This is a genomic window from Flavobacterium sp. MEB061 (assembly GCF_000834715.1).
Lineage (GTDB): Bacteria > Bacteroidota > Bacteroidia > Flavobacteriales > Flavobacteriaceae > Flavobacterium > Flavobacterium pectinovorum.
The window spans coordinates 401,593-427,565 of record NZ_JXQR01000074.1 but is presented as its reverse complement, the minus strand read 5'-3'; the positions used below and the strand labels follow the sequence as shown (position 1 = coordinate 427,565).

Here is a 25,973-nt window from a genome sequence, read left to right as displayed (position 1 = left end):
GTGTTTACTTTAAAGTTCACAAAGCTTTGCGTTTATTGCATAAAACTTAGGCGACTTTGCGGTTAAACTGACTTGAATAAACTTGGAACCTGAAACAAAATTAAATTTTAAACAAACTTAAAAATGGCCGAATTTATAAAAATATATCCTGATAAACCTAGTGAAGCTGCAATTGCAAAAGTTGTAAAAGTGCTTAAAAATGGAGGTTTGGTAATTTATCCAACAGATACTGTTTACGGTTTGGGCTGCGATATTACCAATTCTCGTGCTTTGGAGAAAATCGCAAAAATTAAAGGAGTGAAGTTAGAAAAAGCAAATTTTTCATTCATTTGTCATGACTTGAGTAATTTATCAGATTATGTGCGTCAGATTGATACTTCTACTTTTAAAATTCTAAAAAGAGCTTTGCCTGGACCTTATACATTTATTTTACCCGGTAATAATAATTTACCAAAAGAATTTAAAAAGAAAACTACTGTTGGTATTCGTGTTCCTGATAATAATATTGCTTTAGAAATTGTTCGCCAATTAGGAAATCCAATTGTTTCGACTTCTATTCGTGATGAAGATGATGTAATTGAATATACAACAGATCCGGAGTTAATTTTTGAGAAGTGGCAAAATCTTGTTGATATGGTAATTGATGGTGGTTATGGGGATAATGTTGGTTCGACAATTATAGATTTATCCGAACATGAACCCGTTATTGTAAGAGAAGGAAAGGGTGATATCGATATTTTGTAAAAAAATACTGAAATAGTATAATTATTTAAAATATTTAACTAATTTTAGGATAGTTAAATTTAGTTAGTTAATTTAAAAATAATGCTATTCTTAATTAACATTTAATTGGTTATTAAAAAAAGTTAAGAGTAAAATAAAAGCAGGTCAATTGACCTGCTTTTTGTATATTCTATAAAATGAAAAGCCAGATTATTTAGCTTGTTTTTTCATTTCTTTTTCAATCATATCGTAGAATTGATCGATTTTTGGCATAACAACAATACGAGTTCTTCTGTTACGTGCTTTGTTTTCAGGAGTATCGTTTGCAACTAATGGAATGTATGAACTTCTACCAGCAGCAATTAATTTTGCAGGGTTAACACCAAGGTCATTTGTTAATACACGAACGATAGAAGTAGAACGTTTAACACTTAAATCCCAGTTGTCTAACAAAACACCGTTGCTTTTGTAAGGAACGTTATCTGTGTGACCTTCAACCATACATTCAAAATCAGGTTTGTCGTTTACAACTTTTGCAACTTTAGCTAAAACGCCTTTTGCTGCATCAGTTACGTCATAACTTCCACTTTTAAATAACAATTTATCAGCGATAGAGATGAATACAACTCCTTTTTCAACATTGATTTCGATATCCGGATCGTTGATTCCAACTGCACCTTTTAAACTTGTAACTAATGCTAAAGTTACACTGTCTTTTTTAGTAAGTGCATCTTGAAGTCTAGAGATTTTTAAATCTTTTTCTTTTAAGCTTTCTAAAGATTTTTCAAGGTTTTCAGCACCTTTTGTAGTTAAAACTGTTAAATCTTTCGAGCTGTTAATTAAGTCTTGATTGTGTGCTTTATAACTTTCAGCTGTTGCTGCTAATCCTGCTTTTTCTTCTAGACAAGAATTTAATTTAACTGTGCAAGAGTTTAATAAATCTTGTGTCTCTTTTTGTTTAGCTTCAAGCGCCGCATATTCCTTTTTCGATACACACGAAGTTAAGGCCATTAATACTGATAGTGCGATAACTATTTTTCTCATAGGTATTATATTTAATTAAACGTTGATTACAAATTTAGTTTTTAATATTTTGATTACTGTTAAAGATTTCCTTAAATACAGTCAATTTCTTAATGTAATATAAGTAAACGATACTTTTTACGGTATAGTATTGCTGTATCTGAAAATCTTTTCGCTCGCGTAAATATTTTAAAGATATACAATAAAATGAAAAATGCGCTTTTAAAATAGCAAAAGTATGTTTAAGTTTTCCTTGCGTAAGAAAACGGATGCCGGCAATACCATCCAAAATCATTCGGAAGAAAATTACAAAAAATAAACCTTTTTTAGGTAAATTTTTGACTAACATCAATAGTGAATTTCTGAAATTCAAAAATGTTTTTTTAGGGTTTCCTTGTTGTAATGTAGCACCTCCAACATGATAAACAACTGATTGTGAGTTGTATTTAATTATATGACCTTCATTTGCAGCGCGCCAGCATAAATCAATTTCTTCCTGATGTGCAAAAAAAGTTTCATCAAATCCTTTTAATTCGTCATAGACCTCTTTTCTGATAAAAAAACAAGCTCCGGATGCCCAGAATAATTCACAATTATCATCGTATTGACCGTTGTCTTTCTCTAGTGTATCAAAAATTCTTCCGCGACAAAATGGAAAACCATATTTATCTATAAAACCACCTGCTGCACCCGCATATTCAAAGTATTCCTTGTTTTTAAAATCCAGAATTTTAGGTTGAATTATGGCAGTTTGGTTTTCAGAATCAAATGTATGGATAATAGGTTTTAGCCAATTTTCTGTTACTTCAATATCAGAATTAACTAAGGCATAAATTTCTGCATTTACCTCTTTCAGGGCATCATTGTAGCCTTTTGCAAAACCGTGATTACCGCTGTTTTTTATGATTTTTATTGTTGGAAAATTTTGCCTGACAAAATCTATCGAATTATCTGTAGAAGCATTATCTGCAACATATATAGTGGCTTCCTCTGAAAATTGAATTATTGAAGGTAAAAATTGTTCCAACAATTTAACTCCGTTCCAATTTAAAATGACAACAGCTATTTTATCCAAAAGTATTTTTTTATTATTTAGTAAATTTCTTTATAATCCGGTAGAGACTTTAAAAACTCATATTTTTCGTTTTCAAAATCCATCTGGCAGTAATAATGACTCAGACCATTTGTGACTTTCAAAAATCGTGCCTGCATTGTCATATTATAACGGGCAATTTGATCAAAAGTTGCTTGTGATATTTTTACTTCAGGTGCCTTGCATTCTACTAATATATGTATAGAACCATCAGAATTAAAAACTACAATATCATATCTTTTTCGTAATCCGTTTATTGTCAAAACTTTCTCTACGTTTATGAGTGATTTTGGGTATTTTTTTTCATTCATTAAATAATGAACAACATGTTGGCGAACCCATTCTTCTGGAGTAAGAATGATAAATTTTTTCCTGATTTCATCAAAAATAGACACTTTATTTTCGCTATTTTTGAATCGGAAAGTATAAGTAGGGAAATTTAGCTTTAACATAAAGCAAAAATATAAAAATGGTTTCAGGTTTCAAGTTTAAAGTTTCAAGTATTGAAGCTATAAACCTGAAACTTTAAACCTGAAACAAAATTTTGAATGGACGAAGTTGTAAAAATTGTTAATGATATAAAGGCAGGAAATATAAAACCAATTTATTTTTTAATGGGCGAGGAGCCTTATTATATTGATAAATTATCTGAATATATTGAACAAAATGTACTTTCTGAAGAAGAGAAAGGATTCAATCAGACTGTTTTATACGGAAGAGATGTTTCTGTTGAAGATATAGTTTCAACGGCCAAGCGCTATCCTATGATGGCTGACCGTCAGGTTGTTATTGTAAAAGAAGCACAAGATTTATCCAGAACAATTGATAAAATCGAATCGTATGTAAATAACCCGATGGAAACAACTGTTTTGGTTTTTTGCTACAAATATAAAACGCTTGACAAACGTAAAAAAGTCACTAAATTATTAGCGCAAAACGGAATTGTTTACGAAAGTAAAAAATTGTACGAAAACCAGGTTGGTGATTGGATTAAGCGCGTTTTGGCTGGAAAAAAATACACAATTGACCCAAAAGCAAATGCCATGCTGGTAGAATTCTTAGGTACTGATTTAAGTAAAATCAACAATGAACTGGAGAAACTTCAAATCATTTTGCCACAAGGAACGATGATTACACCGCAGCATATTGAGGAAAATATTGGTTTTAGTAAAGATTACAATGTTTTTGAATTGAGAAAAGCAATTGGTGAACGTAATCAATTGAAAGCCTATAAAATTGCAGAAAATTTTGCTCATAATCCCAAAGAATATCCTTTGGTAATGACAACCGGACTGGTTTTTGGATTTTTTGTTCAACTTTTAAAATACCACGGACTTAAAGATAAAAATCCTAAAAATGTAGCGGCGGCAATTGGTGTAAATCCTTATTTTTTAAAGGAATATGATTTGGCAATTAAAAATTATCCGATGCGAAAAGTGAGTCAGATTGTTGGGGCTTTGCGCGATGTCGATGTTAAAAGTAAAGGAGTAGGAGCAAATGCTTTACCACAATCAGATTTACTAAAAGAAATGCTTTACAAAATATTTAATTAAGCCGTTAAAATTCACGATATTTGCCTTTCTAAAAATTTTACTACTTAAAAATAATAATTACACAATTATGGGAATGAATAAAAATACCGTTTTAGGATGGGCTACTTTTATAATGATACTTATGGGATTGTTGCTTATAGGTCTTGGCGCTTTTAGATACAGAGATGTTTCTGGCTGGGGGTTTGTAGCAGTAGGTGTTGGTTTTTTTGCTAATGCCTGGGTTTTTAATGCATTAAAAGGTAGAGTCTAAAAAAAAATATTAATTGCAAAAAATCAATTGCAATATACAATCAATAGAAAATAATTAATTAAAATAAAAATAAACAAATGTCAGACGATAAGAAAGTAATTTTCTCAATGCAGAAATTGAGTAAGACCTATCAGGGAGCAGACAAACCAGTACTTAAAAATATTTACCTGAGTTTCTTTTATGGTGCTAAAATTGGTATTTTAGGACTTAATGGTTCAGGAAAATCTTCTTTATTAAAAATTATTGCAGGAGTTGATAAAAACTATCAGGGAGATGTTGTTTTTCAACCTGGTTATACTGTAGGATATTTAGAGCAAGAGCCAATTCTTGATGATTCTAAAACGGTTATCGAAATTGTTCGTGAAGGAGCTGCTGAAACTATGGCGGTTTTAGAAGAATACAATCAAATTAATGATTTATTCGGTCTTGAAGAAAACTATTCCGATCCTGATAAAATGGATAAGTTAATGGATCGTCAGGCAGCTTTGCAAGATAAAATTGATGCTCTTGGCGCTTGGGAAATCGATACAAAATTAGAAATCGCAATGGATGCATTGCGTACACCAGAAGGTGATACACCAATTAAAAACCTTTCAGGAGGTGAGCGTCGTCGTGTAGCTTTATGTCGTTTGTTGTTGCAACAGCCAGATGTATTACTTCTTGATGAGCCTACCAATCACCTTGATGCTGAGTCTGTTCTATGGTTAGAGCAACATTTAGCACAATATGCAGGAACTGTAATTGCGGTAACGCACGATAGATATTTCCTTGATAATGTTGCTGGTTGGATTTTAGAACTAGATAGAGGAGAAGGTATTCCATGGAAAGGAAATTATTCTTCCTGGTTAGACCAAAAATCAAGCCGTATGGCACAAGAAGAAAAAGTAGCTTCTAAACGTAGAAAAACGTTAGAACGCGAGTTGGACTGGGTTCGTCAGGGAGCAAAAGGTCGTCAGACAAAACAAAAAGCACGTTTACAGAACTACGATAAATTATTAAACGAAGACCAAAAACAGCTGGATGAAAACTTGGAAATCTATATTCCAAATGGTCCACGTTTAGGTACGAATGTTATTGAAGCAAAAAATGTTGCCAAAGCTTTTGGAGATAAATTATTATATGATAATTTGAATTTCACTTTGCCACAAGCCGGAATTGTTGGAATTATCGGACCGAACGGTGCTGGTAAATCGACCATTTTTAAAATGATTATGGGTGAACAAAAAACGGATAGCGGAGAATTTTCAGTTGGAGAAACTGTAAAAATCGCTTATGTAGATCAGTCACACTCTAATATAGATCCAAATAAATCAATCTGGGAAAATTTCGCCGATGGTCAGGAATTAATTATGATGGGTGGAAAACAAGTAAACTCAAGAGCTTATTTATCTCGTTTTAACTTTGGTGGAGGTGAGCAAAATAAAAAAGTATCAATGCTTTCAGGTGGTGAGCGTAACCGTTTGCACCTTGCAATGACTTTGAAAGAAGAAGGAAACGTACTTTTATTAGATGAGCCTACGAATGATTTAGATGTAAATACACTTCGTGCCCTTGAAGAAGGTTTGGAGAATTTTGCAGGTTGTGCCGTAATTATTTCGCACGACAGATGGTTCTTAGACAGAATTTGTACTCACATTCTAGCTTTCGAAGGAGATTCTGAAGTTTATTATTTCGAAGGAGGTTTCTCTGAATATGAAGAAAATAAAAAGAAACGTTTAGGTGGTGATTTAACTCCAAAACGTTTGAAATACAGAAAGTTGATTAGGTAGTTTCTGATGAATTTTTAAATTAAAAATCCCAAATTCCAATTATAAAGATTGAAGTTTGGGATTTTTTATTGGAAAATTTTACCCAAATGTCACTCTGAGCGAAGTCGAAGAGTAAGGAGCTATTTCCTGCTATCCGCTCGTATCTTTTATTTTTTCTAAAGAAAAAAAATAAAAGGATACCGCTTCTATCAGGGCTAGGGCACTAGGTTTCATAAGAATTTTTTCTATTAATCGTATTCCATGTCAGACTGAGCGAAGACGAAGTCCCGCAAAGAAATAATCTAAAGTATGTATTAAGATTGTAGAGTTACTTACGAAGATTCCTCGTTCCTCGGGATGACATAAAATGAGAATAAAAAATAAATAAAATCTGTGTAAATCGGCTTTATCCGTAAAAATCCGTGGGCCGATTTTTATAAAAACTTAGCCTTCAATTCCGGAGTAGGAATCATGCAGCTTTCTTTTTTACCATACCATTTGTAGCGGTTTTTAGCAATGTAATCATAAATATAGTTTCGAAGTTTTTCCGGGAATATTTTTAAAACAGAAATCAAACAATAAATTCCACCAAGTTCTTCCGCAATTTCAATAGCCGCAGTTGATTTATAATAATATGCCACACCAGGATTATATAAAATAATACTGTCAATTTTAGTTTGATCAACGCCAATATAATTACAAATCTCAATTCCCAATTCTGATTGTAATGCTACAAATCTGAAAATATCCTTTTTATCGTTTTTGATGATAAACTGAACAGCTCCGTTGCATAAATTGCAAACGCCATCGAAGAGGATTATTTTTTTATTTGGTGGAAGGTTTTGCATTTTGAATGTTTTTAGGTAAAGCTTTGTCAAAGGTTAAAACTTTGACAAAGCTGGATACGTTTTTGTCATTTCTGAGAAGATTGTGTTTTTTTAATGTATCGATTAATTCTATTAAAACTAAAATTACTATAAATTCTACAAATCAAAAAACACATCCATAAACTGTTTATAATTAATTTTATAAAAAATTACATCTTCCAAATCGTATTTTTTAAAATCAGTTCTTAAATCGTCTTATTTTGATTTTTGAGTAAAATTTGACATTTCAACACTGAAAACTGCCACAGAAAAACTAAAAATTTTATTTTTTACCAGCTTCAACAAATTCCAATTCATCCAAACTTACTTTCGAAGTAAAAATTCCGTAATTGACTGTAGCTTTATTTTTTTCAATAGAATCAATACTTCCAACAGATCTTCCGTCAAGCATTCTAACTCTGTCGCCAACTTTTAAAATTGGTTTTGGTTTTTCGATAACGGGTTTAAGTTTCTTTTCTTTTTTCTCTTTTCTGATTTCTTCAACTTGTACCGAAACTTCGGCAATAACTTCTTTTTTCTTTTCGATTATAGCTTTGGCTTCTTTTGGAGTAGCTTTTTTACGTTTTGAATTTTCAATTTCTATGATTTTCAAAAATTCTCCAATAAGTTCTTTTTTGTTTTTATTGTTGAAATATTTCTCTGAAATGTCTTCGATTTTCTGACCAATGTAAATTGTCTTTTGGTTGCTGTCATATAATTCCTGATAGCTTTCCAATTTCTGTTTGATTTTTACATTGATGTTCTCCATCTTTTTACTTTCTTCACGAGCTCTTGTTTCTTCTTCTTTAAGATTTATAGAAGTTTTCTCCAATTTAGATCGCTCTTTTTGAAGTGTTGCAATGGTTTTGTCAAAACGAACTTTTCCAACTTCGATTTTCTTTTTGGCACGATTAATTAATCCAAAAGGAATTCCATTTTTCAAGGCAACTTCAAAAGTAAAAGAACTTCCGGCTTGACCGAGGGCTAATTTGTACATTGGTTCCAAAGACTTTTCATCGAACATCATATTCGCATTTGTAGCAAAAGGCAATTCGTTGGCTAAAATCTTCAAATTAGAATAATGCGTTGTAATAATCCCGAAAGCTTCACGATGGTAAAATTCTTCCAAGAAAATTTCAGCCAAAGCTCCACCCAATTCAGGATCAGAACCAGTACCAAATTCATCAATTAAAAACATGGTTTTCTTGTTGCATTTCTTCAGGAAATAATTCATGTTTTTTAATCGGTAACTATAAGTACTCAAATGATTTTCAATAGATTGATTATCTCCAATATCAGTTAAAATCCTATCAAATAAGAAAGTTTCACTTCTTTCATGAACCGGAATCAACATTCCTGATTGTAACATCAATTGTAATAAGCCAACGGTTTTAAGCGAAATTGTTTTTCCTCCCGCATTAGGTCCTGAAATTACAATAATTCGGTTATCTTGTTTTAATTCAATTGTTTGCGGATGCGTAACTTCATTTTTTTGTTTGTTATTCAGATATAAAATCGGATGATATGCTTCTCTAAAAAACAATCTTCTTTCTTCAGTTATAGTTGGTAAAATTCCGTTGATTCTGTTAGCATATTTTGCCTTTCCTGCAACAACATCAATATCGCTTAGAAACTCCTGATATTCAATTAATATTGGCAAAAACGGACGAATCTGATTTGACAATTGCTTTAAAATTCTGGTAATTTCTTCTTTTTCTTCGTATTCAAGATTCGCTAATTCTCTGGAATATTGCAAAGTAGCTTCTGGTTCGATGTAAGCAATGCTTCCTGTTTTGGAACTTCCTAAAATAGAACCTTTTACTTTACGACGATACATGGCTAAAACGGCTAAAACACGACGGTTTTGAACAAAACTTTCTTTGATATCATCTAAATAACCCAGACTATTGTTGTGGGTAAGAGCAACTCCAAAACTTTGGTTTACTTTTCCGCGAACGATATTCATATTTTGGCGAATGCTCAAAAGTACAGGCGAAGCGTTGTCTTTTATTTCACCATATTTGTCTACAATGGCATCAATAAGAGTAACAATATCTTTAGTATATTCAACTCTTGAAGCTCTTGTATTTAAATTCGGATAATAATCATCGAATTTTTTAAGGAAATTCAATAAAAAATTTGCTGTTGATGAAAGCGTTGCAATTTTTCTAAAACTTCCAACTTCCAGGAAACTATCTTCAATTGCCAGAAATTTTATTTCATGCGTAATGGCATCAAATCCGTGATTCGGAATTGCGTTATTATTTTCAAAAGACGAAACATATTCTGATGTTTGCATTAAAGCCTGCATCAAAGTTTCTTTATCTCTAAATGGTGTTATTTGTAAAGCTTTTTCTTTTCCAATATCGGTATTACAGCCTGCAGAAATGGTTTCGAGAACTGTTGGAAATTGTAAATCTTGTAATGTTTTTTCGGTAATACTAATCATTTAATTCCTTTAATAAAGTACATGCAAAAGTACGAAAATAGTATGATTGAATTCGACAAACTTATTGCCTAAATTTTATGGCTTTGTAAATATGATTTTACTTAAAAATTTCTGAAATTCGCAATAAAAATTATCATGGACATAAAAATGCATTCTTCGTGGAAACCAGTTTTAAATGAAGAATTTGAAAAATCCTATTTCAAAGAATTAATTGATTTTGTGAAATCTGAATATACAACCAAGGTTTGTTATCCAAAAGGCAGTCAGATTTTCTCCGCTTTTGATCATTGTCATTTTGATCAGGTAAAAGTTGTTATTATAGGTCAGGATCCTTATCATGGACCTAATCAGGCAAATGGGTTGTGTTTTTCAGTTAATGACGATATTCCTTTTCCTCCATCACTTCAAAATATTTTCAAAGAAATCGAAAAAGATTTAAATAAGCCAATGCCTAAAACCGGTAATCTGGAGCGTTGGGCTGATCAGGGAGTTTTTCTCTTAAATGCTACTTTAACAGTTCGCCAATCTGAAGCTGGAAGCCATCAGGGAAAAGGCTGGGAAAAATTTACAGATGCTGTTATTAAACAAATTTCTGCAGAAAGTGAAAATGTTGTTTTTTTACTTTGGGGAGGTTTTGCCCAAAAGAAAGCGGCTTTGATTGATGCTTCAAAACATCATATTTTAAAGTCCGGACATCCTTCTCCCTTAAGTGCCAATAGGGGATTTTGGTTTGGAAACAGACATTTTAGCCAGACGAATGAGTTTTTGAAATCGAAGGGAATGAAAGAGATTGAATGGTAAAACACTAATTTCACGAATTTTCACTAATTAGTATTTGAAAAAACATTCAATTTGTAAAAATTCGTGAAATCTGAGTTTATTATTTTTCTATAGGTTTTTTAACAATCTCGTCTAAAACAGCTTTGTTTTCGTAATTAATTACTTTTAAAATAATTTCTTGATTTTTAACTGTTTTTCCTTCTATAATATAAAGTTTTCCTTTTTTTAACGGCACATTACTTTGGTCAAAATCAACATCTCCGTAAGTCAATGTGTTTTTTACATCTGCGGTATCAACCCATTTTTCGTTCAAAGTTTGAATTGCTTTATCAGAATATTGAAAAGGTTTGGTTCTTAAGTTATTTAAAACTCTGGCATTTGGAAAATAATTGCAACGGGTATCTTTTCCGCTAAAAACAAGGGCTACAAAAAAGCATCCCATAATAAGACCAATTAAATAATAAGCAAAACGATGTACGAACTTCATGAGTAAATTTTTTGGCAAAGGTACATTAAAGTTCTTTTAAAATACAAGTAAATTAATATCGTTATCCGGCAAATCAAACCATTCGCCAATTGCTTTATTTGTTAGGATTCCGTGGTATAAGTAAACCCCGTTTTTAAGTCCTTTATTGCATCTGATCGAACTTTCTAAACCGCCTTCTTCGGCAATTTGAAGTAAGTAAGGAGTTAAGATGTTACTTATTGATAATGAAGCAGTTTTGGAATATCTTGATGGGATATTTGGTACACAATAATGTAAAACATTACTCTTTATAAAAGTTGGTTTTTCGTGTGTTGTAACTTCCGAAGTTTCAAAACAACCACCTGTATCAATACTAACGTCTACAATTACGGCACCTTTTTTCATATGCTCTACCATTGTTTCTGTAACTATAATCGGGCAGCGTTCTTTACCACGCATCGCACCAATAGCAACATCGCAACGTCTTAAAGCTTTTAATAGTGCTTTTTGCTGAACTGTAGAAGTAAAAATTCTTTGATTCAAATTATTTTGCAAACGACGTAATTTTGTAATCGAATTATCAAAAACTTTTACGTTTGCACCAAGGCCAATTGCGGTTTTTGCTGCAAACTCGCCAACGGTTCCAGCTCCTAAAATTACAACTTCGGTAGGAGGAACGCCGGTAATATTTCCGAATAAAAGCCCTTTTCCAAACTCATCTGTAATCATTAATTCTGATGCAATTAGGATAGAAGCTGTTCCTGCAATTTCGCTTAAAGATTTTACAGCCGGGTAAGAACCGTCTTCATCTTTGATATATTCAAATGCAAGTGCTGTTATTTTTTTCTGCGCTAACGCTTCAAAGTATTCTTTCTTTTTGGTTTTTAACTGAATAGCCGAAATTATAATCGTTTCGGGATTAATCATTTTGATTTCAGCCAGAGTAGGCGGCTCAACTTTAAGCAACATTGGACAACCAAAAACTTTTTTAGTGTCTTTTGTTACTTCCGCGCCTGCGTCGCTATACTCTTTGTCAGAATAACTTGAACTTTCTCCGGCTCCTGACTCGATCATAACGCGGTGTCCTTCGTATGTTAACGAATTTACTGCGTCTGGTGTCAGGCAAATACGACGTTCCTGATAACTAGTTTCCTTCGGTATTCCTATGAATAGTTCTCTTTTAAATCGGCCAACTTCAAGTTTTTCTTCTTGTGGCAACAATTGTTGTTTCGTAAATGGAGTTAAGGTTATTGACATGGGTTGTGCGAAAAATTAGAGGTACAAATTACGTAAAAAGTTTTAAAATTAGTGCAAATTTTCTGCTAATACTAAAAGCTAATATTAAGGAATTATCTTTTCCATTTTGATGTCGGCTCTTTCATAATTTACATTCCCTAAAGGAACTTCGACAAAGCCAAATTTTTCATAAAGATGAATCGCCGGAAGCAGGATTCTATTCGAATATAAATGCAGTTTTTTGATGTTATTTTCTTTTGCGACAGCTATAGAATGTACCAAAAGTTTATTTCCAATTCCCAGTCCTTGTGCTTTATCGGAAACAGCCATTTTGCTCAATTCGAAAGTTTTGTCATTAACTTTCATTAAAGAAACTGTTCCCAAAATTTCATCATTATATTTGGCAAAAAAAATCATTCCGCCTTTATCAATAATTTCTTCCTGCGGATTTGAAAGTGTTAATTCATCCTGATCTTCAACTCTAAAATATTTTTTTAGCCATTCAAAGTTTAATGTTTTGATGTGTTCTTTTAAATCTTCTGAAAAGGGAATTATTTCTACGGTATTTTGGATGTTCATTATATATGTGTGTTGTTTCACGGAGATTAGCTAAGATTTCGCAGAGGCACACAAAGTTTTTTTATTCTTTTGCGTTTCTCTGTGTAAATTTTGTGAAGCTCTGTGGAATAATTTTTAAACTAATTCAAGTTTACGTTTTCCATCTTCAGATAACTCAATTGTAACCGTAGAATGTTCTTCAGGAATTAGATTTGCAATTTTCTCAGACCATTCAATAAAACACCAGTTTCCTGAATATAAGTAATCATCAACTCCCATATCAAGCGCTTCGGTTTCTTTGTTTAATCTGTAAAAATCAAAATGATATACTATATCGTTATTAAGGGTGTAGTATTCATTAACCAAAGAGAAAGTCGGGCTGCTTGTGGCATCTTCAACTCCTAAACTTTTGCATAATTGTTTGATGAGAGTAGTTTTTCCAACACCCATTTCTCCGTTAAAAAGAATGATTTTTTTAGGATTTTGAGCTAAAATCTGCTCTGCTACTTCTTGAATCTGATCTAATGAAAAAACGATATTCATTGCTTGTATTTGATGTTTTTTTGCCACGAATTTCACTAATTTTTGCAAATTTTTTACATTGAAATAAAAAAACAATTCGTGAAAATTCGTGGCTATATTTTTATTTTGGATTGAATACCAAAAACGGAATAATCATTTCTTCTAACGAAATTCCGCCATGCTGATATGTGTTTTTATAATAACTTACATAATGATTATAGTTGTTTACATAGGCCAAAAACAAATCATTTTTGGCAAAAATAAACGAACTGCTCATATTTATTGCAGGCAAACCAATTTTTTTAGGTTCTTTGACTACATAAACATCTTTTTGCTCGTAAGTCAAACTACGTCCCGTTTTGTAACGCAAATTTAAACTTGTATTTTTATCTCCAACAACTTTTGAAGGGTTTTTTACATTGATCGTTCCATGATCTGTAGTCAGGATTAATTTGAATCCCAAAAGTTGAGCTTGTTGAATAATTTCTAATAACGGTGAGTTTTTAAACCAGCTCAATGTCAACGAGCGATAGGCTTTATCATCAGAAGCGAGCTCTTTTACAACATCCATTTCTGTTTTGGCGTGCGATAACATATCTACAAAATTGTAAACTACAGTTACCAAATCATTACCTTTTAGGGCTTTAAAGTTTTCGGCTAATTTTTTACCACCAGCATAATTGGTGATCTTAAAATAATCTTCTTTTATATTTAAACCTAAACGTTTTAATTGTGCCGATAAAAATTCGGCTTCATAAAGGTTTTTTCCTCCGTCTTCAACATCATTTTTCCAATATTCAGGAAATTTTTTCTCCATTTCGACAGGCATTAAGCCAGAGAAAATCGAGTTTCTGGCATATTGCGTAGCTGTTGGAAGTATGGAGAAATAGGGAACTTCTTTTTCTAACTTGTAATAATTGGCAACGACAGTTTCAAAAGATTTCCATTGATCGTAACGCAAATTATCAATTACAACAAATAAAACTGGTCTGTCTTTCTTTTTAATTTCAGGAACAACAAGTTCTTTAAATAAGTTATCAGATTGAATTGGCCTGTCGGCTTTTGGTTCAAACCAATCTTCATAATTTCTTTCAATATATTTTCCGAATTGAGAATTGGCTTCAACTTTCTGTGATTCAAGAATTTCAATCATTCCCTGATCGTTGATGTTTTCAAGTTCTAATTCCCAAAAAATCAATTTTTTGTATAATTCTACCCAGTCTTCATAAGAATTAACCATGGCCAATTCCATAGAAATTTTTCTAAATTCTTTTTGATAGTCTAAAGTAGTTTTCTCTGAAATTAATCTTGAATGGTCCAGATTTTTCTTTAAACTCAGTAAAATCTGATTTGGATTTACCGGTTTTATCAAATAATCAGCAATTTTAGAACCAATAGCTTCTTCCATTATATATTCTTCCTCACTCTTGGTGATCATAATCATTGGGATGGCTGACTTTTTTTCTTTCATTTCAGAAAGTGTTTCCAAGCCGCTCATTCCGGGCATATTTTCATCCAAAAAAACAATATCGAAATTGTCTTCTTCGAATAAAGCTATGGCATCGAGGCCGTTATTAGAAGTTGTTACCGTGTAGTTTTTCTTTTCCAGAAATAATATATGTGGTTTTAAAAGATCGATTTCATCATCAACCCAAAGTATTTTAATCTTATCCATAAACAAATTAATTTTAATGCAATTTAAAGGTATAGAACTTAAAAAGTATTAAAAATAGTATAAAATTCAGAATAAGAAATTCAGTTTTTTTTCAAAATTAATTTTAGATCTATTTTCATTAAGGAAATTAATAAGGTGAAATCGCATTTTTTTAAGTTAAAAACCCAAAGCTGTTTATACTTAATTACTTATATTTGTTGACCAAAAAATAACCACATAGTGACCCAAATAAATAAATTAAAAATATTTAATGATCCCATTTATGGGTTTATTTCCATCCCAAACGAACTTATTTACGATTTAATTCAGCATCCGTATTTTCAGCGTTTGCGACGTATTTCGCAAATGGGATTATCTTATTTGGTATATCCTGGAGCAAATCATACTCGTTTTCATCATGCTTTAGGGTGTATGCATTTGATGCAAAAAGCTATTGAAACACTTCGCTTTAAAGGAGTTGCAATTTCTCAGGATGAAGAATGCGCTTTGCTGATTGCTATTTTGCTGCATGATATTGGTCACGGGCCATTTTCGCATGCAATGGAAAAAAGTATTGTAGAGGATGTAAATCACGAAGCTATTTCTTTATTATTCATGAATCAGTTAAATGATGAATTTGACGGTAAATTGAGTTTGGCTATTCAGGTTTTTAAAGGTGAATATCATAGAAAATTTATGTTACAACTGATTTCAAGTCAGTTAGATATGGATCGAATGGATTATCTTAAACGTGATAGTTTTTATACGGGAGTTGCAGAAGGAAACGTAAATTCTGAGCGTTTAATTCAGATGATGAATGTCGTTGATGGCGTTTTAGTTATAGAAGAAAAGGGGATTTATTCTGTTGAAAAATTTCTGCTTTCAAGACGATTAATGTACTGGCAGGCGTATTTGCATAAAACAAGTCTGGTTGCCGAATTAATTTTGATGAAAGTTTTGAAAAGAGCCAAAGAACTTACATTAAAAGGAGTGAATTTGCCTTGCAGTGAACCTCTTTTGTATTTCATGAAAAACAAAATTACATTAGAGAATTTTGATGCAGAAAAATTGGATTTGTTTTCTCAATTAGATGATTTTGATATTATAAGTGCTTTAAAAGCCTGGCAAAAACAAGATGATTTTATACTTTCTACATTAAGTAAAATGATCATTAACAGAGATTTATTGAAGATAAAGCTGAGTGCAGAAAAGATTCCGATGGAAGAATCCCAATCTTTAAAAGAAGAGTTTGCAGAGGAACATCATATTTCGGCTGTAGATGCCGGATATTTTATTTTTAGAGGTAAAATAAAAAACCAGGCATACAGTAAAGAGGCAGAACCAATACGAATTTTGAAAAAAGATAAAACAATTGAAGACGTTGTTGAAGCCTCTGATCAGTTGAATTTGAAATCGTTATCTAAACTGGTCACAAAATATTACATCTGTTTTCCAAAACAACTTATCTAAAATTAACATTTAAAATCTATTTTTTATATTTTTGTCGCGATGAAATTTACAGCAGAACAAATAGCAGGAATTTTAGAAGGAGAAGTTGTTGGGAATCCCAATGCAGAAGTTTCTCGACTTTCTAAGATTGAAGAAGGCGAGGAAGGATCGCTTACTTTTTTGGCTAACCCGAAATATATCAACTACATATATACTACAAAAGCAAGCGTAACTATTGTTAATGACACCTTTGTACCCGAAGCCGAAATCACTACAACTTTAATAAAAGTGGAGGATGCATATGCTTCCTTTTCTAAACTTTTGCATTTTTATAATCAGGTAAAATTGAATAAAAATGGAATTGAAGCTCACTCTTTTATATCTGAGGGTACTAAATATGGAGAAAATCTATACTTAGGAAGCTTTAGTTATGTAGGTCAGAATGTAGTTTTGGGGGATAATGTAAAAATATATCCAAACAGTTTTATTGGCGACAATGTTGTTATTGGCGATAATGTGTATATTTTTGCCGGGGCTAAAATATATTCTGAAACCATAATTGGTAATAATTGCACCATACATTCAGGAACTATTATAGGTGCAGATGGTTTTGGTTTTGTACCAAATGAAGAAGGTGTATATAGTAAAGTACCACAAATTGGTAATGTTATTATTGAAGATAATGTAGATATTGGTGCCAATACTACAATAGACAGAGCAACTCTGGGTTCGACAATTATTAGAAAAGGAGTTAAATTAGACAATCAAATTCAGATTGCCCATAATGTAGAAATAGGTAAAAACACTGTAATTGCTGCTCAATCAGGCGTTGCAGGTTCTACAAAAATTGGCGAAAACTGCATGATTGGCGGGCAGGTTGGTATCGCAGGCCACTTAATAATAGGTAATAATGTAAGACTTCAGGCGCAGTCGGGAGTTGCAAGAAACATCAAAGATGATGAGATTTTGCAAGGATCTCCATCGCTTGGATATGGTGATTTTAACAAATCATATGTTCATTTTAAGAATTTACCTAAAATTGTTGCCGAACTGGACGAATTAAAAAAACAAATAATAAACCCAAAAAATGGAAATAATGGTTAAACAGAAGACCATCAAAAATGAAATTTCACTAACAGGAGTTGGATTACATACTGGAAAAGAAGTTACAATGACTTTTAAACCTGCTCCAATCGATAATGGTTTCACTTTTGTTAGAATAGATTTGCAAGGTCAGCCAGTGATTGAAGCTGATGCTAATTATGTTGTTAATACCCAAAGAGGAACTAATTTAGAAAAATTAGGTGTAAAAATACAAACTCCTGAGCATGTTTTGGCAGCAGTTGTTGGTTGTGATTTGGATAATATTATTATTGAATTGAATGCCTCTGAACTTCCAATTATGGACGGTTCATCAAAATATTTTGTTGAAGCAATTGAAAAAGCAGGAATTGAGGAACAAGATGCAAGCCGTAATGTTTATGTTGTAAAAGAAGTTATTTCTTTTACTGATGAAGCAACCGGTAGTGAAATTCTTGTAATGCCAAGTGATGATTATCAGGTTACTACTATGGTAGATTTTGGCACGAAAGTATTAGGTACTCAAAATGCTACTCTTAAAAGCATTTCTGATTTTAAAGCTGAAATTGCAAATTCAAGAACTTTTAGCTTTTTGCATGAATTAGAATCTTTATTAGAGCACGGATTAATTAAAGGTGGAGATTTAAACAACGCTATTGTTTATGTAGATAAAGAAATTTCTGAATCTACAATGGCAAATTTAAAGAAAGCTTTTGGTAAAGAAGAGATTTCTGTAAAACCAAATGGAGTTTTAGATAACCTGACTTTGCATTATCCAAACGAAGCGGCACGTCATAAATTGCTTGATGTTATAGGAGATTTATCTTTAATAGGAGTTCGTATTCAGGGAAAAATTATTGCAAATAAACCAGGTCATTACGTAAATACTCAGTTTGCTAAAAAATTAGCTAAAATCATTAAAATAGAACAGAGAAATCATGTTCCTGTTTATGATCTGAATCAAGAACCATTAATGGATATTCACAAAATCATGGCGATGTTACCACACCGTCCACCGTTTTTGTTGATTGACAGAATTATAGAAATGTCTGACCGCCACGTAGTTGGTTTAAAGAATGTTACGATGAATGAAAACTTCTTCGTAGGACATTTTCCTGAAGCTCCGGTAATGCCGGGTGTTTTAATTGTTGAAGCGATGGCTCAAACAGGAGGAATTTTGGTTTTAAGCACAGTTCCGGATCCTGAGAATTATTTAACATACTTTATGAAAATTGACAATGTTAAATTTAAACATAAAGTATTGCCTGGAGATACATTAATTTTCAAATGCGAATTGATTTCTCCTATTCGTAGGGGAATCTGTCATATGCAGGCAAATGCTTACGCAAATGGTAAATTAGTTACCGAGGCAGAATTAATGGCACAAATTGTAAAAAAACAATAATAATTTAATCAAATTTATTGTTTACGTTTGTTGCCCAAATTAGATTATTTTAATAAAATATAAAAGATACAGATGAATCAACCATTAGCATATGTTCATCCTGGCGCTAAAATCGCTAAAAACGTTGTAATTGAGCCTTTTACAACAATTCACAATAATGTTGTTATTGGTGATGGTACTTGGATTGGTTCAAATGTGACCATTATGGAAGGCGCCCGAATTGGTAAAAATTGCAATATTTTTCCAGGAGCGGTAATTTCTGCGGTGCCACAAGATTTAAAATTTGGTGGCGAAGATTCTCTTGCTATAATTGGCGACAATTGTACTATTAGAGAATGTGTTACTATAAATAGAGGTACAGTTGCTTCAGGACAAACTATTCTGGGAAACAATTGTTTAGTAATGGCTTATGCACACATTGCGCATGATTGCGAGATTGGAAACAATGCTATTATTGTAAACGGAGTTGCTCTTGCAGGTCACGTTGTGGTAGGAAATCATGCCGTAATTGGAGGTTTGGCAGCGATTCACCAATTTATTCATATTGGCGATCATGCTATGATTTCTGGTGGATCTTTGGTTAGAAAAGATGTTCCGCCATATACAAAAGCAGCAAAAGAGCCATTGTCTTATGTTGGTATCAATTCGGTTGGTTTAAGAAGAAGAGGATTTAGTACTGAAAAAATCAGAGAAATTCAGGAGATTTACAGAATTTTATACCAAAAAAATTACAATACAACTCAGGCTTTAAGTATTATTGAAGCAGAAATGGAAGCTACTCCTGAGAGAGATGAAATTTTAGATTTTATCAGAAATTCATCCAGAGGAATCATGAAAGGTTATTCAGGAAACTATTAATTTTAGAGTTTAGATTTCTGATTTTAGATTTCTAGCTTCATCATTAATATTGATATAAAAATATAAAATAATATAAAATGCAGATTATCGATTCGTTTGGAATCTAAAATCTACATTCTAAAATCTAAAATAAAAACAAATGGCATCTACATCAGATATTAGAAACGGATTGTGTATTAAATTCAATCATGATATTTATAAAATTGTTGAATTTCTTCACGTAAAACCTGGAAAAGGACCAGCTTTCGTAAGAACAAAATTAAGAAGTTTAACTACAGGAAGAGTATTAGATAATACATTTTCTGCAGGACATAAAATTGACGATGTGCGTGTAGAAACACATAATTATCAGTTTTTATATGCTGAAGGAGATGAGTTTCATTTTATGAATACAGAATCTTATGAGCAAATTTCTTTGAATAAAAATATTCTGGATGCTCCGGGATTGTTAAAAGAAGGTACAAGTGTAATGGTTCAGGTGAATACCGAAACTGATTTGCCTTTATCTGTAGATATGCCATCTTCTGTAGTTCTTGAAGTTACTTATGCTGAGCCAGGAGTAAAAGGAAATACTGCTACAAATGCAACAAAATCTGCTACGGTAGAAACCGGAGCAACTGTAAACGTTCCTTTATTCATCAACGAAGGTGATAAAATTAAAATTGATACAGCTTCAGGTTCTTACATGGAGCGTGTAAAAGAGTAGTTTTTTAATTAGATAATTTGTCAATGAGTCAATTAGAAAATTGATGCAGCAGCAGAAAATTGAATAATTTTGTTTTCTAATTGACACATTTTCTAATTGACACATTCTCTAATTGACAAATTTTCTAATTATAAAATATGAAATTTCCAAAAGTTCACTCTTTACGAGAAATTGCAAATTTGCTTGACTGCGAATTTATAGGAGACCAAGACTTTCCGGTTTTAGGTATGAACGAAATACATGTTGTCGAACCAGGCGATATTGTTTTTGTTGACCATCCAAAATATTATGATAAAGCTTTACAATCTGCAGCGACTATTGTTTTAATTAATAAAAAAGTAGATTGTCCTGAAGGTAAAGCACTTTTGATTTCTGATGATCCTTTCAGAGATTTCAATACCCTAACCAAACATTTTAGACCTTTTCAGGCAACAACTGTCTCGATTGCTCTTTCTGCAAATATTGGAGAAGGAACTGTAATTCAGCCTAATTGTTTTGTTGGAAACAATGTAACAATTGGAAAAAACTGTATAATACATCCAAATGTTACTATCTACGATCATACTGTAATTGGCGATAATGTGATTATTCACGCAGGAACTATTTTAGGCGCCGATGCTTTTTATTATAAAAAACGTCCGGATGGTTTTGATCAGTTAATTTCTGGTGGTAGAGTAGTGATCGAAAATAATGTTGGCATTGGTGCACTTTGTACAATAGACAAAGGTGTAACAGGTGATACAACAATTGGAGAGGGAACTAAGCTTGATAATCAGGTACATGTTGGTCATGATACAGTTATCGGTAAAAAATGTTTAATTGCATCACAAACCGGTATTGCTGGTTGCGTTGTTATTGAAGATGAAGTAACTATTTGGGGACAAGTTGGTACCACAAGCGGTATTACAATAGGAGCGAAGGCTGTTATTATGGGGCAAACAGGTGTTACTAAATCTGTTGAAGGCGGAAAATCTTATTTTGGAACTCCAATAGAAGAATCAAGAGAAAAGTTAAAACAATTAGCCAATATCAAAAAGATTCCTGAAATTCTAAGTAAATTGAAGTAATATGTCTATAAAAGAATTTGTTCAAAAATTTTATAAGTCGGATGCCTTAATTGATAGCGAAATCATGAAAACTTATTTGCATCCCGATGTAAAGTTGGATTGGAATAGTACCAAAGGATTGATTGAGATGGATTATGATTCGATGCTCGCAATGGCCAATGAATTAAGTCGTGCTTATGTGCGATCTAAGGTGAGAATTAGCCATATAATTGCCGAAGATGATTTAGTTTCAATACGTTACTCACATTTCGTGAAAACGATTGAAAACCCACGAGAAGAAATGTTATTAGCTCATTTTGCTACAATTTGGCAAATTAAAGATGACAAACTTTATCGCGGTTATCAAATGAGTCAATTTTCTTAATTTTTTTGACGACAAAAAGGTTAAAATAGATTACAAAACCTTATTTTTGCAACACAATTTTAAAAACTACATAAAATATATATCATGAGTGTTTTAGTTAATAAAGATTCCAAAATAATTGTTCAAGGATTTACAGGAAGCGAAGGAACTTTCCATGCTTCTCAAATGATTGAGTACGGTACTAATGTTGTTGGTGGTGTTACTCCGGGAAAAGGAGGAACTAGCCATTTAGATCGTCCGGTTTTTAATACAGTAAAAGATGCTGTAGATCAAGCTGGAGCTGATACATCTATCATTTTTGTACCACCGGCTTTTGCTGCTGATGCAATTATGGAAGCTGCTGACGCTGGAATTAAAGTAATTATTGCTATTACAGAAGGAATTCCTGTAGCAGATATGATTAAAGCAAATAATTATGTTAAAGAAAGAAATTCTAGATTAATCGGACCAAACTGTCCGGGAGTTATTACTCCGGGAGAAGCAAAAGTTGGTATCATGCCAGGTTTCGTTTTCAAAAAAGGAACTGTTGGTATCGTTTCTAAATCAGGAACTTTAACTTATGAAGCTGCAGATCAGGTTGTAAAACAAGGTTTAGGAATTACTACAGCTATCGGTATTGGTGGAGATCCAATTATTGGAACTACAACTAAAGAAGCTGTTGAATTATTAATGAACGATCCAGAAACTGAAATCATCATTATGATTGGTGAAATTGGTGGTCAATTAGAAGCTGATGCTGCTAAATGGGTTAGAGCTGATGGTAACCGTAAACCAGTTGTTGGTTTTATCGCCGGAGAAACTGCTCCTGCTGGTAGAACAATGGGTCACGCAGGTGCTATTGTTGGTGGTTCTGATGATACAGCTGCTGCTAAAAAACAAATTATGAGAGACAACGGAATTCACGTTGTTGATTCACCAGCTGAAATTGGTAAAAAAGTAAAAGAAGTATTGGGTTAATCTCCAATGTTTTAAATAACAAATTCCAAAAAAGTCTCAATATTTGTTGAGACTTTTTTACATTTTTAAAATGTAGAGGAATAAATTAAAAACTTAGCAACTCAGTTTCTTAGAACCTCAGAAGCTTAAAAAAAGAAATATGTACAAAGAATTAAAAAAGTTTAAAGTAAGCAACAGTTTTACTTTTACAATCGAAGATAGTTTAGAACAAGTTTGTAATGCTCCCGAAGGTGGTGCAGGAATTTTTGTTGTATATGCTGTTGAAGGTGATGCGAAAGAATTAATAATGGTTGCTTCTACAGGAACTGTTCAAAACGACGGGACTTTGAAAAGCAAAAATGGAGGTTTATACGATAAAATCGTAAACGGACACCAATTTGCAAAAACAGGAAGAAAATATTCATGGCCTGCACAAATGAAATTAGAAAGTATTGAAGCTCTTGAAGTGGTTTGGTACGAAACTTTTAATGTAGATGTAAAAGCAATTCCAACTGCAGTTGAAGGACAGGTTTTGCAAAATTTCTTAGATGAAAATGCAAAATTACCAAGATGGAATGTAGCTTTTTAAAAAGCTGATTTAAAATAAAATTTCATGAAAAGCCTTGCTATTTATTTAGTAAGGCTTTTTTTATTAAGTGTTAGGATTTAAATTTTGAGCGTCATATATTTAGCATCCAAAAACAAATCAAAACTATGGTAAAAAACTACTTATTGTTACTGGCTTTATGCTTTTTTTCTTCTATTAATGCTCAGATAATTAATATTCCTGATGCAAATTTTAAAGCTAAACTTTTGGAAGCTGATGCATCTAACGAAATTGCAAAAGATATAAATCAGAAAAATATAAAAATTGATATAAATGGCGATGGAGAAATCCAATTATCTGAAGGATTAAATGTTTATTTTCTTGATTTGCGTGAATCTAATATTTCATCTTTAGTTGGAATTAAGAGTTTTAGTAATTTATCGCAATTAGATTGTTATTCTAATAATCTTATAAATTTAAACGTTAGCGAAATGTCTGGTCTTAATATTCTGCGTTGCAGTAAAAACCAAATAAGTAATTTAAATGTGTTGGGACTAATTAATTTGGTAGAGTTTGATTGTTCCGACAATCAATTGATGAGTTTAGATCTAAAGGGTTTGAATGTTTTGCAAAGTTTAATGTGTGCAGACAATCCATTAACAAAATTAGAATTTACTGCCACTTCCACTTTATTGGCTATTGATTGCTCAAATGCCAAATTAACAAATTTAGATGTTAAAAACTCTACAAATCTGATTGGGCTTTATTGTTCAAATAACGAATTAAGTTCTTTGGATTTGAAAGGTATGGTTAATTTAGAACAAATATTTTGCAGTTCGAATAAGTTAACAAATTTGGATTTAACCGATCAAATAAATCTAAGCTGGATTTTATGCATGAATAATCTTCTAACTAACATAAAACTACCTAAAAAGGTAGATGTAGTCAATCTAGACACCAATCCTCTTACAAATTTGGACTTAACTAACTCAAATATTAAATTTATAGTGATTTCTAATACTCTATTAAAATCAATAGATTTAAGTAGCTCTCCATCTAAATTTTTCATAGATAATAATCCTTTTTTAGAATCTTTATTCATTAAAAATGGTGATATAACTGTTAGGGATGGTAATAGTTCTATATGGGGAAATCAGAATCTAAAATATATTTGTGCAGATGAAGAAGAGATATCACTAATTGAACAGTTGATGGATGAAGAAGATTTGAAATGTATTATAAATTCGTATTGTTCTTTTATTTCGGGAGGAGAAAATTTTACAATTACAGGAAAAAGTATTGTTGATGCCAATAATAATGGTTGTGATATTTTAGATAATCTTGCTCCAAACATTAAGTTTACAGTAAATGATGGTGTTAAAAGCGGAAGTATAATCGATGATTCAGGAAATTATTCACTTAAACTGCCAGCGGGAAATTATACTATTACGCCAACGATCGAAAAATCAGCTTATTTTAGCATTTCACCAACCTTTGTTCAGGTCGAATTGCCTAATACTGTAAATCCTTATGTTCAGAATTTTTGCATTACGCCATTAGGTATTCATAAAGATTTAGAAGTTACCATAATTCCTATTCAAAATGCGATACCAGGCTTTGATACACAATATAAATTAGTTTATAAAAACAAAGGAAATAGTATAGAATCCGGAACAGTAAACCTTAGTTTTAATGATGCTGTTTTAGATTTTTTAAACTCAAATCCAGTGATTTCTTCTCAATCTTTAAACAGTTTATCATGGGAATTTATCGACTTAAAACCTTTTGAAACCAGAGAAATTTCATTTGTATTCAATTTGAATTCCCCTACAGAAACTCCTGCCGTAAATATCAGCGACATTTTAAAATATAAAGCTTCTGTAAATTTTTCAGGAACTGATGAAACACCAGTTGATAACACTTTTAGCCTCAACCAAACAGTTGTAGGTTCTTATGATCCAAACGATAAAACGTGTCTGGAAGGAAATGTGATTAAACCGGAATTAATTGGACAATATGTTCATTATATGATTCGTTTTGAAAATACCGGAAATTATCCTGCTGAAAATATTGTGGTAAAAGATATGATCGATTTATCAAAATTTGATATTGCAACTTTGGTTCCCACAAGTTCAAGTCATTCGTACACCACTAAAATTTCTGATGGAAATAAAGTAGAATTCATTTTCGAAAAAATAAAACTTCCATTCGACGATGCTAATAATGATGGTTATATTGCTTTTAAAATTAAAACATTACCAACGTTATCTGTAGGTGATTCGTTTACAAATGAGGCGAATATTTATTTTGATTATAATTTTCCAATCTTAACTAATAAAGCAACTTCTACATTCAAAACTCTTGGCACTAAGGATTTCGATTTTTCTAATTATTTTAATATATATCCAAATCCTGCAAAAGACGTTTTGAATATTTCCTTAAAAAATAATATTGAAATAAATTCGGTGTCAGTTTATGATGTATTAGGACAATTGATAATTGCTGTTCCAAATGGTAAAAACGTTTCTACCATTGATGTTTCAAGATTGAGAGCAGGAAATTATTTATTGAAAATTAAAACAGACAAAGGATCTTCTGTTGCAAAATTTATTAAGGAATAAACTTATAGAACTATCTGTA

25 protein-coding genes are annotated in these 25,973 nt (G+C 32.0%); 15 read left to right on the top strand and 10 right to left on the bottom strand.

Annotated elements, in window-relative coordinates:
* The first annotated feature begins 123 nt into the window (after positions 1 to 123).
* Entirely contained in the window at positions 124 to 744 is a 621-nt protein-coding gene (locus RT99_RS22985) for an L-threonylcarbamoyladenylate synthase (RefSeq protein ID WP_042567057.1), read from the top strand.
* 189 nt (positions 745 to 933) lie between these two features.
* On the opposite strand, the gene RT99_RS22980 is transcribed toward RT99_RS22985, so the two are convergent.
* From RT99_RS22980 to RT99_RS22970, 3 genes are read right to left on the bottom strand one after another with little or no spacing between them, the layout of a single operon-like run.
* Positions 934 to 1,767, bottom strand: a complete 834-nt coding sequence (locus RT99_RS22980) for an OmpA family protein (RefSeq protein ID WP_042567056.1) — start codon at positions 1,765 to 1,767, stop codon at positions 934 to 936.
* Between the two features lie 34 nt (positions 1,768 to 1,801).
* Positions 1,802 to 2,821, bottom strand: coding sequence for a glycosyltransferase family 2 protein (locus RT99_RS22975; RefSeq protein ID WP_042567055.1), 1,020 nt, complete (start codon positions 2,819 to 2,821; stop codon positions 1,802 to 1,804).
* 17 nt (positions 2,822 to 2,838) lie between these two features.
* Positions 2,839 to 3,291, bottom strand: coding sequence for a type I restriction enzyme HsdR N-terminal domain-containing protein (locus tag RT99_RS22970; protein ID WP_042567054.1), 453 nt, complete (start codon positions 3,289 to 3,291; stop codon positions 2,839 to 2,841).
* 96 nt (positions 3,292 to 3,387) lie between these two features.
* Between RT99_RS22970 and holA the strand changes: the two genes are divergently transcribed.
* The 3 genes from holA (at position 3,388) to ettA (ending at position 6,411) form a co-directional block, all read left to right on the top strand.
* A complete protein-coding gene (gene holA, locus RT99_RS22965; RefSeq protein WP_042567053.1) occupies positions 3,388 to 4,392 on the top strand; it encodes a DNA polymerase III subunit delta in 1,005 nt (334 codons plus the stop codon).
* A gap of 67 nt (positions 4,393 to 4,459) precedes the next feature.
* A complete protein-coding gene (locus tag RT99_RS22960) occupies positions 4,460 to 4,642 on the top strand; it encodes a CAL67264 family membrane protein (protein ID WP_035666747.1) in 183 nt (60 codons plus the stop codon).
* 77 nt (positions 4,643 to 4,719) lie between these two features.
* On the top strand, positions 4,720 to 6,411 hold the full coding sequence (ettA, locus tag RT99_RS22955; RefSeq protein ID WP_042567052.1) for an energy-dependent translational throttle protein EttA: 1,692 nt from the start codon (positions 4,720 to 4,722) through the stop codon (positions 6,409 to 6,411).
* Positions 6,412 to 6,824: 413 nt separating this feature from the next.
* Here ettA and RT99_RS22950 read toward each other — a convergent pair whose 3' ends face one another.
* Positions 6,825 to 7,238 (bottom strand): thiol-disulfide oxidoreductase DCC family protein, encoded by a 414-nt coding sequence (locus RT99_RS22950; RefSeq protein ID WP_042567051.1) that lies wholly within the window; start codon positions 7,236 to 7,238, stop codon positions 6,825 to 6,827.
* 301 nt (positions 7,239 to 7,539) lie between these two features.
* Positions 7,540 to 9,705 (bottom strand): DNA mismatch repair protein MutS, encoded by a 2,166-nt coding sequence (locus RT99_RS22945; protein WP_042567050.1) that lies wholly within the window; start codon positions 9,703 to 9,705, stop codon positions 7,540 to 7,542.
* A 135-nt stretch (positions 9,706 to 9,840) separates the two neighbouring features.
* On the opposite strand from RT99_RS22945, the gene RT99_RS22940 reads away from it, so the two are divergent.
* Positions 9,841 to 10,506 carry a uracil-DNA glycosylase gene (locus RT99_RS22940; protein ID WP_042567049.1) on the top strand — a complete coding sequence of 222 codons (666 nt, stop codon included), beginning with the start codon at positions 9,841 to 9,843 and terminating at the stop codon, positions 10,504 to 10,506.
* A 79-nt stretch (positions 10,507 to 10,585) separates the two neighbouring features.
* On the opposite strand, the gene RT99_RS22935 is transcribed toward RT99_RS22940, so the two are convergent.
* The 5 genes from RT99_RS22935 to RT99_RS22915 form a co-directional block, all read right to left on the bottom strand.
* Positions 10,586 to 10,972: a DUF4258 domain-containing protein gene (locus RT99_RS22935; RefSeq protein WP_042567048.1), complete on the bottom strand. Its 387-nt coding sequence runs from the start codon at positions 10,970 to 10,972 to the stop codon at positions 10,586 to 10,588.
* Positions 10,973 to 11,008: 36 nt separating this feature from the next.
* Complete coding sequence (locus RT99_RS22930) at positions 11,009 to 12,208, bottom strand: alanine dehydrogenase (RefSeq protein WP_042567047.1); 1,200 nt, start codon at positions 12,206 to 12,208, stop codon at positions 11,009 to 11,011.
* A gap of 84 nt (positions 12,209 to 12,292) precedes the next feature.
* Complete coding sequence (locus RT99_RS22925; protein ID WP_042567046.1) at positions 12,293 to 12,766, bottom strand: GNAT family N-acetyltransferase; 474 nt, start codon at positions 12,764 to 12,766, stop codon at positions 12,293 to 12,295.
* Between the two features lie 114 nt (positions 12,767 to 12,880).
* A complete protein-coding gene (gene tsaE, locus RT99_RS22920) occupies positions 12,881 to 13,288 on the bottom strand; it encodes a tRNA (adenosine(37)-N6)-threonylcarbamoyltransferase complex ATPase subunit type 1 TsaE (RefSeq protein WP_042567228.1) in 408 nt (135 codons plus the stop codon).
* Between the two features lie 100 nt (positions 13,289 to 13,388).
* Complete coding sequence (locus RT99_RS22915; protein WP_042567045.1) at positions 13,389 to 14,942, bottom strand: bifunctional response regulator/alkaline phosphatase family protein; 1,554 nt, start codon at positions 14,940 to 14,942, stop codon at positions 13,389 to 13,391.
* A gap of 219 nt (positions 14,943 to 15,161) precedes the next feature.
* Between RT99_RS22915 and RT99_RS22910 the strand changes: the two genes are divergently transcribed.
* The 10 genes from RT99_RS22910 to RT99_RS22865 all read left to right on the top strand — a co-directional run bounded on the left by RT99_RS22910 (position 15,162) and on the right by RT99_RS22865 (position 25,954).
* Positions 15,162 to 16,391: an HD domain-containing protein gene (locus RT99_RS22910; RefSeq protein WP_042567044.1), complete on the top strand. Its 1,230-nt coding sequence runs from the start codon at positions 15,162 to 15,164 to the stop codon at positions 16,389 to 16,391.
* Positions 16,392 to 16,430: 39 nt separating this feature from the next.
* Positions 16,431 to 17,474 carry a UDP-3-O-(3-hydroxymyristoyl)glucosamine N-acyltransferase gene (gene lpxD, locus RT99_RS22905; protein ID WP_042567043.1) on the top strand — a complete coding sequence of 348 codons (1,044 nt, stop codon included), beginning with the start codon at positions 16,431 to 16,433 and terminating at the stop codon, positions 17,472 to 17,474.
* On the top strand, positions 17,467 to 18,855 hold the full coding sequence (locus RT99_RS22900) for a bifunctional UDP-3-O-[3-hydroxymyristoyl] N-acetylglucosamine deacetylase/3-hydroxyacyl-ACP dehydratase (RefSeq protein ID WP_042567227.1): 1,389 nt from the start codon (positions 17,467 to 17,469) through the stop codon (positions 18,853 to 18,855). Before lpxD ends, RT99_RS22900 begins: the two co-directional genes overlap by 8 nt.
* Before the next feature lie 72 nt (positions 18,856 to 18,927).
* Entirely contained in the window at positions 18,928 to 19,713 is a 786-nt protein-coding gene (lpxA, locus tag RT99_RS22895) for an acyl-ACP--UDP-N-acetylglucosamine O-acyltransferase (RefSeq protein WP_029270176.1), read from the top strand.
* Positions 19,714 to 19,852: 139 nt separating this feature from the next.
* Entirely contained in the window at positions 19,853 to 20,419 is a 567-nt protein-coding gene (gene efp / locus RT99_RS22890) for an elongation factor P (RefSeq protein WP_042567042.1), read from the top strand.
* A gap of 137 nt (positions 20,420 to 20,556) precedes the next feature.
* Positions 20,557 to 21,486 (top strand): UDP-3-O-(3-hydroxymyristoyl)glucosamine N-acyltransferase, encoded by a 930-nt coding sequence (locus tag RT99_RS22885; protein WP_042567041.1) that lies wholly within the window; start codon positions 20,557 to 20,559, stop codon positions 21,484 to 21,486.
* A 1-nt stretch (position 21,487) separates the two neighbouring features.
* Positions 21,488 to 21,850 (top strand): nuclear transport factor 2 family protein, encoded by a 363-nt coding sequence (locus RT99_RS22880; protein WP_042567040.1) that lies wholly within the window; start codon positions 21,488 to 21,490, stop codon positions 21,848 to 21,850.
* Between the two features lie 84 nt (positions 21,851 to 21,934).
* Positions 21,935 to 22,807 (top strand): succinate--CoA ligase subunit alpha, encoded by an 873-nt coding sequence (sucD, locus tag RT99_RS22875; protein ID WP_007808093.1) that lies wholly within the window; start codon positions 21,935 to 21,937, stop codon positions 22,805 to 22,807.
* 139 nt (positions 22,808 to 22,946) lie between these two features.
* Complete coding sequence (locus RT99_RS22870; RefSeq protein WP_042567039.1) at positions 22,947 to 23,375, top strand: hypothetical protein; 429 nt, start codon at positions 22,947 to 22,949, stop codon at positions 23,373 to 23,375.
* Between the two features lie 125 nt (positions 23,376 to 23,500).
* Positions 23,501 to 25,954 (top strand): T9SS type A sorting domain-containing protein, encoded by a 2,454-nt coding sequence (locus RT99_RS22865; protein WP_042567038.1) that lies wholly within the window; start codon positions 23,501 to 23,503, stop codon positions 25,952 to 25,954.
* Positions 25,955 to 25,973 lie beyond the last annotated feature (19 nt).